Annotated in this window: 9 protein-coding genes; all 9 read left to right on the top strand. The window is 45.8% G+C overall.

What is annotated here, in order from left to right; all coding sequences use genetic code 11:
- Positions 1-290: 290 nt before the first annotated feature.
- The 9 genes from rpoB (at position 291) to rplC (ending at position 13,979) form a co-directional block, all read left to right on the top strand.
- Complete coding sequence (rpoB, locus tag MKY87_RS12175; RefSeq protein WP_091039164.1) at positions 291-3,836, top strand: DNA-directed RNA polymerase subunit beta; 3,546 nt, start codon at positions 291-293, stop codon at positions 3,834-3,836.
- A 113-nt stretch (positions 3,837-3,949) separates the two neighbouring features.
- The gene (gene rpoC / locus MKY87_RS12170) at positions 3,950-7,564 is read left to right on the top strand and encodes a DNA-directed RNA polymerase subunit beta' (RefSeq protein WP_091039166.1); all 3,615 of its coding nucleotides are present in this window, start codon (positions 3,950-3,952) and stop codon (positions 7,562-7,564) included.
- Positions 7,565-7,769: 205 nt separating this feature from the next.
- Complete coding sequence (locus MKY87_RS12165) at positions 7,770-8,018, top strand: ribosomal L7Ae/L30e/S12e/Gadd45 family protein (RefSeq protein ID WP_047841123.1); 249 nt, start codon at positions 7,770-7,772, stop codon at positions 8,016-8,018.
- Between the two features lie 153 nt (positions 8,019-8,171).
- On the top strand, positions 8,172-8,594 hold the full coding sequence (gene rpsL, locus MKY87_RS12160) for a 30S ribosomal protein S12 (RefSeq protein ID WP_017692070.1): 423 nt from the start codon (positions 8,172-8,174) through the stop codon (positions 8,592-8,594).
- Between the two features lie 87 nt (positions 8,595-8,681).
- A complete protein-coding gene (gene rpsG / locus MKY87_RS12155; protein WP_018753997.1) occupies positions 8,682-9,152 on the top strand; it encodes a 30S ribosomal protein S7 in 471 nt (156 codons plus the stop codon).
- Between the two features lie 48 nt (positions 9,153-9,200).
- Complete coding sequence (fusA, locus tag MKY87_RS12150) at positions 9,201-11,279, top strand: elongation factor G (RefSeq protein ID WP_091039168.1); 2,079 nt, start codon at positions 9,201-9,203, stop codon at positions 11,277-11,279.
- 95 nt (positions 11,280-11,374) lie between these two features.
- Positions 11,375-12,565, top strand: a complete 1,191-nt coding sequence (gene tuf / locus MKY87_RS12145; RefSeq protein ID WP_062836181.1) for an elongation factor Tu — start codon at positions 11,375-11,377, stop codon at positions 12,563-12,565.
- Positions 12,566-13,001: 436 nt separating this feature from the next.
- Positions 13,002-13,310, top strand: a complete 309-nt coding sequence (gene rpsJ, locus MKY87_RS12140) for a 30S ribosomal protein S10 (protein ID WP_017692074.1) — start codon at positions 13,002-13,004, stop codon at positions 13,308-13,310.
- Positions 13,311-13,355: 45 nt separating this feature from the next.
- On the top strand, positions 13,356-13,979 hold the full coding sequence (gene rplC, locus MKY87_RS12135) for a 50S ribosomal protein L3 (RefSeq protein ID WP_024633587.1): 624 nt from the start codon (positions 13,356-13,358) through the stop codon (positions 13,977-13,979).
- The last annotated feature ends 24 nt before the right edge of the window (positions 13,980-14,003 follow it).

Genomic DNA, 14,003 nt, shown 5'->3' with positions numbered 1-14,003 from the left:
CTACTTGGCTTTAGCTAACTAAAAATGTCAACCTTTTTTTACGCCGAACGGGCTTATTATGCCTACGTTTGGCGTATAATATGTACATTTTGGGCAAACTGGGGATAAGAATGATTTGGAAAGACATCCGCCGATCAAAGTTGCTCTTTTTTCGAACGACATTTCGAGTAAGGGCTTTTCTTTATTTGTGGATGCATTGCTTTGCTCTGTATGTGTACCATTATAAGGTTACAAACAGAGGTTCGCAACGAAATTTTTAAAGTGAGTAGACATTGAGGGGTGAGTTTAAGTTGGCAGGACATCTTGTTCAATATGGTCGACGCACTCGGCGCAGTTATGCACGAATTAACGAGATACTCGAAGTTCCTAACCTGATTGAAATCCAACAAAAATCCTATGATTGGTTTTTGGAGGAAGGGTTGCGCGAAATGTTCCAGGATATCTCGCCGATCCAGGATTTTACAGGTAACTTGATTTTGGAATTTATCGATTACAGTCTCGGTGAACCGAAGTATACAGTAGACGACGCGAAAGAGCGTGACGTTACGTATGCAGCACCGCTTCGGGTCAAAGTCCGGCTCATTAATAAGGAAACCGGCGAAGTCAAAGAGCAGGAAGTATTCATGGGAGATTTCCCGCTGATGACCAACACGGGCACATTTATTATTAATGGTGCGGAACGGGTTATTGTCAGCCAGTTGGTTCGCTCTCCTAGCGTTTACTTCAGTACCAAAGTAGATAAAAACGCCAAAAAAACGTATACCGCTACAGTTATTCCTAACCGCGGCGCTTGGTTGGAACTGGAGATGGACGCGAAGGATGTTGTTTACGTCCGGATCGACCGTACACGTAAAATACCGGTTACGGTTCTCCTGCGTTCACTTGGTTTTGGCACAGATGCTGAGATTCTGGATCTGCTCGGTAATGACGAATATATCCGCAACACACTGGACAAAGACAACACGGATTCCACGGAGAAAGCACTCATTGAGATCTATGAGCGTCTTCGTCCGGGCGAGCCGCCAACGCTGGATAATGCGAAAAGCTTGCTCGTAGCACGTTTCTTTGATCCAAAACGTTATGACCTGGCTAATGTAGGTCGTTACAAAATGAATAAAAAACTTCACATCAAAAACCGTTTGTTTAACCAACGCTTGGCTGAGTCACTTGTTGACGCTGAGACAGGTGAAATCATTGCTGAAGCAGGTCAAATGGTTGATCGTCGTTTGTTGGATGAAATCATGCCGTATCTGGAGAAGAGCGTTGGATTCCGCACGTATCACGTGGGTAACGGCGTTTTGGATGCCAATGATATCCCTATGCAAACGATTGATGTGTTCTCACCAACTGAAGATGGTAAAGTGGTCAAACTGATTGCCAATGCAAACATTGACAAGTCCGTTAAAAACGTGACACCGGCGGATATTATTTCGTCCATCAGTTATTTCCTTAACCTTCTGCAGGGAATTGGTAGCACGGATGATATCGATCATCTGGGTAACCGTCGTTTGCGTTCGGTGGGTGAACTCCTGCAGAACCAGTTCCGTATCGGTTTGTCCCGTATGGAGCGTGTGGTTCGTGAGAGAATGTCCATTCAAGATGCTAACGTAATTACACCACAGGCTTTGATCAACATACGTCCTGTTATTGCATCGATTAAAGAGTTCTTTGGTAGCTCTCAGTTGTCACAGTTTATGGATCAAACGAACCCACTGGGTGAGTTGACACATAAACGTCGTTTGTCCGCACTCGGACCCGGTGGTTTGACGCGTGAGCGCGCAGGTATGGAAGTGCGTGACGTCCATCCATCACACTATGGCCGTATGTGTCCAATCGAGACGCCAGAGGGACCAAACATCGGTTTGATCAACTCCTTGTCTACGTTCGCCCGTGTGAATGAATATGGCTTCATTGAAGCTCCATATCGTTGGGTTGATCCGAAGACAGGTATTGTAACCGAGCAAATTGATTACCTGACAGCGGACGAAGAGGACAACTATGTTATCGCGCAAGCGAATGCGAAGTTGAACGAAGACGGTACATTTGAAGAAGAAGCGATCATTGTACGTTACAACAAACAGTCGGATAACATCCTTACGATGCCGAGTGAGCGAGTTGACTACATGGACGTATCTCCTAAACAGGTTGTATCCGTCGCTACAGCGCTGATCCCGTTCCTTGAGAACGATGACTCCAACCGTGCACTCATGGGATCTAACATGCAGCGGCAGGCGGTTCCACTCTTGATTCCTAAAGCACCACTTGTAGGAACAGGCATGGAGCACAAAGCTGCAAAAGATTCTGGTGTATGTATTGTCTCCGATTATGACGGAATTATTGAACGTTCTTCTGCGAACGAAATTTGGCTCCGTCGTGTTGAAGAAGTGGACGGTCAGGAAGTTAAAGGCGATATCGTTAAATATAAATTACACAAATTTATGCGTTCGAACCAAGGAACATGCATTAACCAACGTCCGATTGTCAAAAGAGGTGCTGCTGTCAAAGCTGGCGATATCCTCGCTGATGGTCCTTCAACGGAAATGGGTGAATTGGCTCTGGGACGTAACGTTGTTGTTGCCTTCATGACTTGGGAAGGTTACAACTACGAGGATGCGATCTTGCTCAGTGAAAAACTCGTTAAGGAAGATGTATACACATCCATCCATATCGAGGAGTATGAGTCAGAAGCACGTGATACCAAGCTTGGACCTGAAGAGATCACACGTGATATCCCTAACGTTGGGGAAGAAGCGTTGCGTAACTTGGATGAGCGCGGTATTATCCGCATCGGTGCTGAGATTAGCGCTGGCGACATTCTGGTTGGTAAAGTAACACCTAAGGGTGTAACAGAGCTGACAGCAGAAGAACGTCTCTTGCATGCAATCTTTGGTGAGAAAGCACGTGAAGTACGTGATACTTCCTTGCGTGTACCACATGGTACTGACGGTATCGTAGTAGACGTGAAAGTATTTACCCGTGAAAACGGTGATGAACTGCCTCCAGGTGTTAACCAACTCGTTCGTGTATATATCGCTCAAAAACGGAAAATTTCCGAGGGTGATAAAATGGCCGGACGTCACGGTAACAAAGGGGTCGTGGCCCGCATCTTGCCGGAAGAAGATATGCCTTTCCTGCCAGACGGTACACCGGTTCAGATCGTTCTTAACCCACTGGGCGTACCTTCCCGGATGAATATCGGTCAAGTACTTGAGGTTCACTTGGGTATGGCGGCGATGCAACTGGGTATTCACGTAGCAACTCCTGTATTCGACGGAGCGAAGGAGTATGACGTCTTTGATACGATGGAAGAAGCAGGTATGCAACGTAATGGTAAAACTGTCCTGTATGATGGTCGTACAGGGGAAGAGTTTGAACGTGAAGTTACCGTAGGTGTCATGCATATGATCAAATTGGCACACATGGTTGATGATAAAATCCATGCCCGTTCCACGGGTCCTTACTCACTTGTTACGCAACAGCCATTGGGTGGTAAAGCCCAATTTGGTGGACAGCGTTTCGGGGAGATGGAAGTATGGGCGCTTGAGGCATACGGTGCAGCTTATACACTGCAAGAAATCTTGACTGTTAAATCCGATGACGTTGTTGGTCGGGTTAAAACGTATGAATCCATTGTCAAAGGTGAGAATGTTCCGGAACCAGGTGTTCCTGAATCATTCAAAGTATTGATCAAAGAGCTGCAAAGCTTGGGTATGGACGTTAAGATTTTGAGCGAAGATGAGCAAGAGATTGAAATGAGAGAAATGGACGATGAAGATGACGCTGCGAGCGATAAGCTCAGCCTCAACCTTGAGGGTACAGAGGTCGGAGCGGAATAAACCGCTTCGAGCGCATGATGACCGGCGTTTTTCATCAGGCTCGCGTCTTGCTCCGGCTTCGGCCGGAGTGGGCGTAACCTAGAATACAGGAATTGGTTAAGGAGGGTTGCTCCTTGTTGGACGTCAACAATTTCGAATACATGAAGATCGGGCTTGCTTCCCCAGAGAAAATTCGTTCTTGGTCCCGCGGAGAAGTGAAAAAACCGGAAACGATCAACTATCGTACGTTGAAACCGGAAAAAGAAGGGCTGTTCTGCGAAAAGATTTTTGGCCCTACAAAAGACTGGGAATGTCATTGCGGTAAATACAAACGCGTCCGTTATAAAGGCGTTGTCTGTGATCGTTGTGGCGTTGAAGTAACACGTGCGAAAGTACGCCGCGAACGGATGGGCCATATTGAGCTCGCTGCTCCGGTATCGCATATCTGGTACTTCAAAGGTATTCCGAGCCGTATGGGTCTTGCTCTGGATATGTCTCCAAGATCTCTTGAAGAGATTATTTATTTTGCATCATATGTTGTAACTGATCCAGGAGAAACTCCACTGGAGAAAAAACAGCTGTTGTCCGAGAAAGAATACCGCAGCTACCGTGAAAAATACGGCTATGGTTTCCAGGCTGGCATGGGCGCAGAAGCGGTTAAAAAACTGCTTCAAGACCTTGATATAGACAAAGAGCTCGAGTTCCTGAAAGAAGAGCTCCGGACTGCGCAAGGACAACGTCGTAATCGTGCAATCAAACGTCTGGAAGTTATCGAAGCATTCCGCAACTCCGGCAACAAGCCAGAGTGGATGATCATGGATGTACTTCCTGTTATCCCGCCGGAACTTCGTCCAATGGTACAGTTGGATGGTGGACGTTTTGCAACGTCTGACCTGAATGACTTGTATCGCCGTGTAATCAACCGGAACAACCGTCTGAAACGTCTGCTTGATCTGGGCGCGCCAGATATTATCGTGCAAAATGAAAAACGGATGTTGCAGGAAGCTGTTGACGCATTGATCGATAATGGTCGTCGTGGACGCCCGGTAACGGGTCCTGGTAACCGTCCATTGAAATCTCTCAGCCACATGCTGAAAGGTAAACAAGGACGTTTCCGTCAGAACTTGCTCGGTAAACGGGTTGACTATTCTGGTCGTTCCGTTATCGTTGTTGGACCTTACCTGAAAATGTATCAGTGTGGTCTGCCAAAAGATATGGCACTTGAATTGTTCAAGCCTTTCGTTATGAAAGAGCTTGTAAATAAAGGGCTTGCCCACAACATCAAGAGCGCGAAACGTAAAGTTGAGCGTGTAAGTCCTGAAGTATGGGATGTTCTTGAAGAAGTAATCAAGGAGCATCCGGTTCTGTTGAACCGTGCCCCTACGCTTCACAGACTCGGTATTCAAGCATTTGAACCGATTCTCGTTGAAGGTAAAGCAATTCGTCTTCACCCACTCGTATGTACGGCATACAATGCCGACTTTGACGGTGACCAAATGGCCGTGCACGTTCCGTTGTCCGCTGAAGCTCAAGCGGAAGCACGTATCCTGATGCTTGCATCTGGTAACATTTTGAACCCGAAAGACGGTAAACCGGTTGTTACTCCTTCCCAGGATATGGTGCTTGGTTCTTATTACCTCACTATGGACAACAAGGAAGAAAAGGGCACAGGTATGATCTTGCGTACAGTTAACGAAGCTGTATCTGCATATCAACGTGGTACTGCTGGTCTGCATGCTCGTGTTGCTATTCCGGTTAAGGCGCTTGGTAAAACAAGCTTCACGGAAGAACAGCAAGAAGGAATGTTGCTGACAACTATCGGTAAAATTATCTTTAACGAAATTTTCCCGGCAAGCTTCCCGTATATCAATGATGCGACTCGTGCTAACCTATACCAAGGTACTGCAGACCACTCATTTGTATATGAAAAAGGTGCTGATCTCAGAGAAGCTATTATGAATGCTCCTCTGGCTGGCGGTGTCGGTAAAGAATACCTCGGCTCCATCATTGCACGTTGTTTTGAAATTTATCACACAACGGAAACAGCCGTTATTTTGGATAAAATCAAACAACTTGGATTCACATACTCTACACGTGCCGGTATTACGGTTGCGGTATCTGATGTTATCGTTCCGCCTGAGAAGTTTGAAATTCTTAGACAGTCTGAGGAAAAAGCACAAATCGTTACGAATCAGTACCGTCGTGGTCTGATTACGAATGAAGAGCGCTATGACCGCATCATTGATATCTGGTCAAAATCCAAAGATGACATCACTGAGATTCTGATGAAGTCCATGGATCGTTACAACTCGATCATGATGATGGTAGACTCCAAAGCACGGGGTAACAAATCGCAAATCACCCAATTGGGCGGTATGCGTGGTCTGATGGCCAACCCATCCGGTCGTATTATCGAACTCCCAATCAAATCGAACTTCCGTGAAGGTCTGACAGTACTCGAGTACTTTATCTCCACTCACGGAGCGCGTAAAGGTTTGGCGGATACAGCCCTGCGTACAGCCGATTCAGGTTACCTGACTCGTCGTCTCGTAGACGTAGCCCAAGACGTAATCGTGCGTGATGATGATTGTGGTACAGATAAAGGCTTTACGGTAAGTCGTATCCAGGATGGTAAAGAGGTTATTGAAGATCTCTACGACCGTATTGAAGGCAGATACTGCTTCGAGACAGTTCGTCATCCGGAAACAAAAGAAATCATTGCAGGTCGCAATGAGTTGATTGACTCCGATAAAGCAGAAGCGATCATCAAAGCGGGAATCACCAAATTGCAAATCCGCTCCGTACTCAGCTGCCGTGCAAGTCACGGTGTCTGCAAGAAGTGTTATGGTCGTAACCTTGCGACAGGTAAACACGTGGAGATTGGTGAAGCAGTTGGTATCATTGCAGCACAATCCATTGGTGAGCCAGGAACACAGCTTACAATGCGTACGTTCCACACCGGCGGTGTAGCCGGAGACGATATTACGCAAGGTTTGCCGCGTATCCAAGAGTTGTTTGAAGCTCGTAATCCTAAGGGTCAAGCAACGATCAGTGAGATTGATGGTGTGGTTAAAGAGATTCGCGAAGCGAAAGATCGTCGTGAAATCGAAATTCAAGGTGAAGCGGAGTCCAAAGTATACTCTGTTACCTACGGTTCCCGTGTGCGCGTAAGCGAAGGCATGGAAATTGAAGCGGGTGACGAGTTGACAGACGGTTCCATCGATCCTAAAGAAATGCTGCGCATTAAAGGCGTACGTGGCGTACAAAACTACATTTTGCAGGAAGTACAGCGCGTATACCGTAACCAAGGCGTAGAAATCAATGACAAGCACGTTGAAGTTATGATCCGTCAAATGCTGCGTAAAATCCGCATCGTAGATGCAGGTGATACAACACTGTTGCCAGGATCGTTCGTAGATACGCATGAGTACGAAAGAGCTAACAAAATTGCGATTCTTAGTGATAAAGAGCCAGCGGTTGCTAAACCAATCCTGCTCGGTATTACGAAAGCATCCCTGGAAACAGACTCCTTCCTCTCGGCGGCTTCGTTCCAAGAAACTACACGTGTACTGACAGATGCAGCGATCAAAGGTAAAGTCGATCAGTTGCTAGGTCTGAAGGAAAATGTAATTATCGGTAAATTGATTCCTGCAGGTACAGGTATGCACCGTTACCGCAGCATCAAATTTGCTGAGCCAGAAGATGGTCAATCTTCAGTAGAAGAACTTGAGCCAGTTTCGGTTGATTAAATAGATTCCTCCTCATTTAGAGGAGAATGAAAGTTTTGTACGTCAGGAGGCGGACGCTTGTATAATGCAGGCGGACGAATCCTGATGTGCGTAAACTTTTAAAAAATGTTTTAGGATTAGCATTGACAATGCTTGCGCTAGATGCTAATATATCAAAGGTGCGTGGGCAGCTGATTGTACATGGTTCTATTCGGAGGAATGCACAATGTCTAATGAAAAAGCCTTGCAAGATGCTCATGTCAAAATAGGTACCAAACAGACCATGCGGATGGTGCAGACAGGTATGGCTTCTGAAGTCTATGTCGCAGAAGATAGTGATCCGCAGCTCACTTCCAAAATCATTGCTTTGTGTGAACAACACAATGTGAAGTACACGAAAGTGGATACAATGAAAAATCTCGGCAAAGCTTGCGGGATTGGAGTGGGAGCAGCTATGGCTGCTGTCGTAAAATGATAGTGTAAGGAACGTTTTTGTCCGAGAACTTTTAGGGATTCTCCAAGGCAAAAACTTTTCATTTGTCTTTTTATGAACCGCCTGGGTCTGTGGACTTAGCTAAAAGAGGTTTATAAAGAAACATGAATATTTGAGGAAGGGGGTGGCAATCACATGCCAACTATTAATCAACTGGTTCGTAAAGGACGTCAAGCAAAAGTTGAGAAGTCAAAATCTCCAGCTTTGCAAAAAGGATTCAACGCTTTGAAACGTGAATCTACTAACATCAGTGCCCCACAAAAACGTGGTGTCTGCACTCGTGTAGGTACAATGACTCCACGTAAACCAAACTCTGCACTTCGTAAGTATGCTCGTGTTCGTTTGACGAACCGTCTCGAGGTAACTGCTTATATCCCGGGAATCGGACATAACCTTCAAGAGCACAGTGTGGTATTGATCCGCGGAGGTAAAGTTAAAGACCTTGCAGGAGTTCGTTATCACATCGTTCGTGGAGCTCTCGATACTGCAGGCGTAAACAACCGTATGCAAGCTCGTTCGAAATACGGTGCAAAACGTCCAAAAGCTAAAAAAGCCTAAACCATTATAAGCAGAGAACCTGAAAGCCTTCTGGCTTAGGTCTGGAAGGTACAGGGTCTGCTGAACAAGAAAGAAAGGGGGATATCCATGCCACGCAAAGGTCCAGTTACGAAAAGAGACGTGTTGCCAGATCCGGTATACAACAGCAAGTTGGTTACTCGTTTGATCAATCGCATCATGCTCGACGGAAAACGCGGTGTTGCTCAAAGCATTCTGTATAATGCGTTCAAGTTGATTCAAGAACGTACGGGTAATGACCCGATGGAAGTATTTGAAGCAGCAATCAAGAATATCATGCCAGTCCTGGAAGTTAAAGCTCGCCGTGTCGGCGGTGCCAACTACCAAGTACCAATCGAGGTAAAACCAGAGAGACGTACTGCTCTGGGACTACGTTGGCTCGTGAACTACTCCCGCAACCGCGGTGAGAAAACAATGGAAGAGCGTTTGGCGGCTGAGATCATCGACGCTTCCAACAACACAGGCGCTTCCGTTAAAAAACGTGAAGATACGCACAAAATGGCTGAAGCGAACAAAGCGTTTGCTCACTACCGTTGGTAGGATTCAGTTCACAATAAAAAACTTCAATTTTGAAGGGAGACCCATTTCATGGCTAGAGAGTTCTCCTTGAAAAATACACGTAATATCGGGATCATGGCTCATATTGATGCGGGTAAAACCACGACAACTGAGCGGATCTTGTTCTACACAGGACGTACGCACAAAATCGGTGAAGTACACGAAGGCGCTGCGACAATGGACTGGATGGAACAGGAACAGGAGCGCGGAATTACGATTACTTCCGCTGCAACTACCGCTGCTTGGAAAGGCCACCGCGTTAATATTATTGATACCCCGGGACACGTTGACTTCACTGTTGAAGTTGAACGTTCCCTTCGTGTATTGGACGGAGCAGTTGGTGTATTCAGTGCGAAAGAAGGCGTTGAGCCTCAGTCCGAAACCGTATGGAGACAGGCTGACAAGTACGGCGTACCTCGTATCGCATATGTAAACAAAATGGATATCATCGGTGCTGACTTCCTGAACGTTGTATCTGACATGCGTGATCGCCTTCAAGCGAACGCTGTTGCGATTCAACTTCCAATCGGCGCTGAAAATGATTTCAAAGGTATCATCGATATCGTTGCACAAAGAGCTCATATGTACAAAGATGATCTTGGACAAGATATCGAAGAAACCGACATTCCTGCAGAATTTGCAGATCAAGTTGAAGAACTTCGCAACGAGTTGATTGAACGCGTTGCTGAATTGGACGAAGATTTGACAATGAAATACCTGGAAGGCGAAGAGATCACAATTGATGAGATCAAAGCCGTACTCCGTAAAGGTGTTGTAGATGTTAAGATCTTCCCAGTTATCTGTGGATCCTCATACCGTAACAAAGGTGTTCAACTGATGTTGGATGCTGTTATCGACTACTTGCCAGCTCCAACAGATGTACCATCAATCACTGGTCATCTTGAAGATGGAACTGAAGCAGTTCGTAAGTCCTCTGATGAAGAGCCATTCTCCGCATTGGCATTCAAAATCATGACTGACCCTTACGTTGGTAAATTGACATTCTTCCGCGTATACTCCGGTGTTCTTCAATCCGGATCATATGTATTGAATGCCACTAAAAACAAACGTGAGCGTATCGGTCGTATCCTTCAAATGCACGCGAACAGCCGTCAAGAGATCACTGAAGTTTACTCCGGTGATATTGCAGCTGCCGTAGGTTTGAAAGATACGGGTACAGGTGATACACTATGTGATGAGAAAAATCCGGTTATCCTGGAGTCAATGAACTTCCCTGATCCGGTTATCGAAATCGCCGTTGAACCTAAAACCAAAGCTGACCAAGATAAAATGGGTGTTGCTCTCGGTAAGTTGACTGAAGAGGATCCAACTCTTCGTGCTCATACTGACGAAGAAACAGGTCAAACAATCTTGGCAGGTATGGGTGAGCTTCACCTTGATATCATCATCGACCGTATGCGTCGTGAGTTCAAGGTTGAAACTACTGTGGGTAAACCACAAGTAGCTTACCGTGAAACATTCCGTGCTCCAGCGCGCGTTGAAGGTAAATTCGTACGTCAATCCGGTGGTCGTGGTCAATACGGTCACGTATGGGTTGAATTCGAACCTCTCGAGCCGGGTACAGGCAGCCAGTTCGAAAGTAAGGTTGTCGGTGGTTCCGTTCCAAGAGAATACATTCAACCTGCACTGTCAGGGATTGAAGAGCAAATGAAAAACGGCGTTATTGCAGGCTTCCCGCTTGTTGACGTTAAGGCTACAATCGTAGACGGATCTTACCATGATGTCGATTCCAACGAGATGGCATTTAAAATTGCCGGATCTATGGCGCTTAAAGCGGCTAAAGACAAGTGTAAACCAGTTCTGCTTGAGCCTATCATGAAAGTAGAAGTAACTGTTCCAGAAGAGTACATGGGTGACGTAATGGGTATGTTGAACTCCCGTCGTGGCCGCATCGAAGGTATGGATTCCCGTAGTGGAGCTCAAATCATCCGTGCTAAGGTACCTCTGTCTGAAATGTTTGGTTACTCTACAACTCTTCGTTCCGGTACTCAAGGACGCGGCGTATTCTCCATGGAACTCTCTCACTATGAAGAAGTTCCTAAGAGCATCGCTGAAGAAATCGTTGCCAAAACAAAAGGCACCGAGTAGTTTTCTCACACTGGATGCAAGTGCATAAGAATTTAATTCGGAGCACTTCATTCAGTGAAAACATAAAATTATAATTTTAAGGAGGCCACGTTCAAATGGCAAAGGCTAAATACGAACGTAATAAACCCCACGTTAACATCGGTACTATCGGTCACGTCGATCATGGTAAAACAACACTGACTGCTGCAATCACAACTGTATTGTCCAAAACTTACGGTGGTGCTGCTGTAGCATTCGACCAAATCGACAAAGCGCCAGAAGAGCGCGAGCGCGGTATCACTATCTCCACAGCACACGTTGAGTACGAAACTGACACTCGTCACTACGCTCACGTAGACTGCCCAGGTCACGCCGACTATGTTAAAAACATGATCACTGGCGCGGCACAAATGGACGGAGCTATCTTGGTAGTATCCGCAGCTGACGGCCCAATGCCACAAACTCGTGAGCACATCTTGCTCTCCCGTCAAGTAGGCGTACCTTACATTGTTGTATTCTTGAACAAATGTGACATGGTTGAAGACGAAGAGTTGTTGGAATTGGTTGAGATGGAAGTTCGCGACCTTCTTAACGAATATGAGTTCCCAGGTGACGATACTCCAATCACTCGTGGATCCGCTCGTGAAGCACTGGCAAACCCAGATGGCGAATGGGCTCAAAAAATCGTTGAGATGTTCAAAGAGATCGACACTTACATCCCACTGCCTGAGCGTCAAACTGACAAACCTTTCTTGATGCCTGTCGAGGACGTATTCTCCATCACTGGTCGTGGTACTGTTGCTACTGGCCGTGTAGAGCGTGGTACTGTTAAAGTCGGCGAAGAGATCGAAATCGTTGGTATCACTGAAGAAACTAAAAAATCTGTTGTAACAGGCGTTGAGATGTTCCGCAAATTGCTGGATTCCGCTCAAGCTGGTGACAACATCGGAGCACTTCTTCGTGGTGTTGACCGTAACAACATCGAGCGTGGCCAAGTTTTGGCTAAACCGGGTTCTGTTAAGCCTCACACAGAATTCACAGCTCAAATCTACGTTCTGACTAAAGAAGAGGGCGGACGTCACAAACCATTCTTCACTGGTTACCGTCCACAGTTCTACTTCCGTACAACTGACGTAACAGGCATCATCAACTTGCCTGAAGGTACTGAAATGGTAATGCCTGGTGATAACATCACTGTTACTGTTTCCCTGATCTCCCCAATCGCGATTGAAGAAGGAACTAAATTCTCCATTCGTGAAGGCGGACGTACAGTAGGTGCCGGTTCCGTAGCATCTATCCAAAAATAATTCGGCTTAACGCTGAATAAAGCATATGTAACAGTGTACTGGAACGAGTAACATTGTATTGTAACGAAGCTTCGGAAGAGTTCTTTATCCGACATCGGATAGAGAACTCTTTTATTATGTTTAAAGCTCGGAACCTGCGTCACATGAAATGAACATCATTTACGAGTTTAGAAGGATTGGCAAGGCAGCCTGGATATTGAAGATAAACACTGCAATAAACGAAGTCATTTCATCAGAAAAGATAAGTTTAAATGTTTTTCTTAAATATGCTTGCAATACGCCTATCTTTTCTATATAATAATGAATGTTGTTCTGTGACGTTGCGATGATGTGAGAGGTTACTGGCACACCCGGCCCCTTTGCCATGGGAGAGTGGCTAGAAAATTTTCACGGAGTATGTCCGATAAAAAATTGGGCGATAGAAGGAGGGACTAAAATGGCAAAGCAAAAAATTCGTATTCGTTTGAAAGCTTACGACCACAGAATTCTTGATCAATCCGCGGAGAAAATTGTTGAAACAGCAAAACGTTCGGGTGCTGGTGTATCCGGTCCGATTCCGCTTCCTACTGAAAAACAAATCATTACTATTCTTCGTGCGGTGCACAAGTACAAGGATTCTCGGGAACAATTCGAACAACGTACTCATAAACGTTTGATCGACATCGTTAACCCGACTCCACAAACTGTGGATGCCTTGATGCGCTTGGATCTGCCGTCCGGTGTAGATATCGAAATTAAATTGTAATATAGCTACAACAAAGACCATGTATAGAGGAAAAGAGGTGTCAACATGAAAGCAATCTTAGGAAAAAAACTCGGAATGACTCAAGTATTTACTCCTGAAGGTAACGTCGTTCCAGTAACGGTTATCGAAGCAGGCCCTTGTGTTGTTTTGCAAAAGAAAGACATTGAGAACGATGGCTACGAAGCAATTCAAATCGGTTACTCCGATAAGAAAGAGAAAAATGCTAACAAGCCAGAAGCAGGTCACGCTAAAAAAGCGAACACTGCCCCTAAGCGCTACGTTCGTGAAGTTCGCGGTATCAACATCGCAGAATATGAAGTTGGCCAAGAACTGAAAGCTGACATTTTCGCTGAAGGCGAATTCGTTGACGTAACGGGTATTTCTAAAGGTAAAGGTTTTGCCGGCGTTATCAAACGTTGGGGACAAAGCACTGGACCTATGTCACACGGTTCGCGTTACCACCGTGGCCCTGGTTCAATGGGTTCGATCCAAGCTAACCGCGTTCCTAAAGGCAAACGCCTGCCAGGACACATGGGACATGATACTGTTACAATCCAACGTCTTGAAGTAGTTAAAGTAGACGCTGAGCGTAACGTGTTGCTCGTGAAAGGTTCCATTCCTGGACCGAAAAACAGTCTCATTAAAGTTAAAGAAACGGTGAAAAAATAACCACTGAAGAAAGGAGGAACACAA

The organism is Paenibacillus sp. FSL R7-0198 (assembly GCF_038000415.1).
Taxonomy (GTDB): Bacteria; Bacillota; Bacilli; order Paenibacillales; family Paenibacillaceae; genus Paenibacillus.
This window is presented reverse-complemented; position numbering and strand designations above follow the sequence as displayed.

Coding starts and splice junctions, on each gene's coding strand:
- MKY87_RS12165 (WP_047841123.1), top strand. CDS start 7,770: ATGTCTAATGAAAAAGCCTTGCAAGATGCTCATGTCAAAATAGGTACC.
- rpsL (WP_017692070.1), top strand. CDS start 8,172: ATGCCAACTATTAATCAACTGGTTCGTAAAGGACGTCAAGCAAAAGTT.
- rpsG (WP_018753997.1), top strand. CDS start 8,682: ATGCCACGCAAAGGTCCAGTTACGAAAAGAGACGTGTTGCCAGATCCG.
- fusA (WP_091039168.1), top strand. CDS start 9,201: ATGGCTAGAGAGTTCTCCTTGAAAAATACACGTAATATCGGGATCATG.
- tuf (WP_062836181.1), top strand. CDS start 11,375: ATGGCAAAGGCTAAATACGAACGTAATAAACCCCACGTTAACATCGGT.
- rpsJ (WP_017692074.1), top strand. CDS start 13,002: ATGGCAAAGCAAAAAATTCGTATTCGTTTGAAAGCTTACGACCACAGA.
- rplC (WP_024633587.1), top strand. CDS start 13,356: ATGAAAGCAATCTTAGGAAAAAAACTCGGAATGACTCAAGTATTTACT.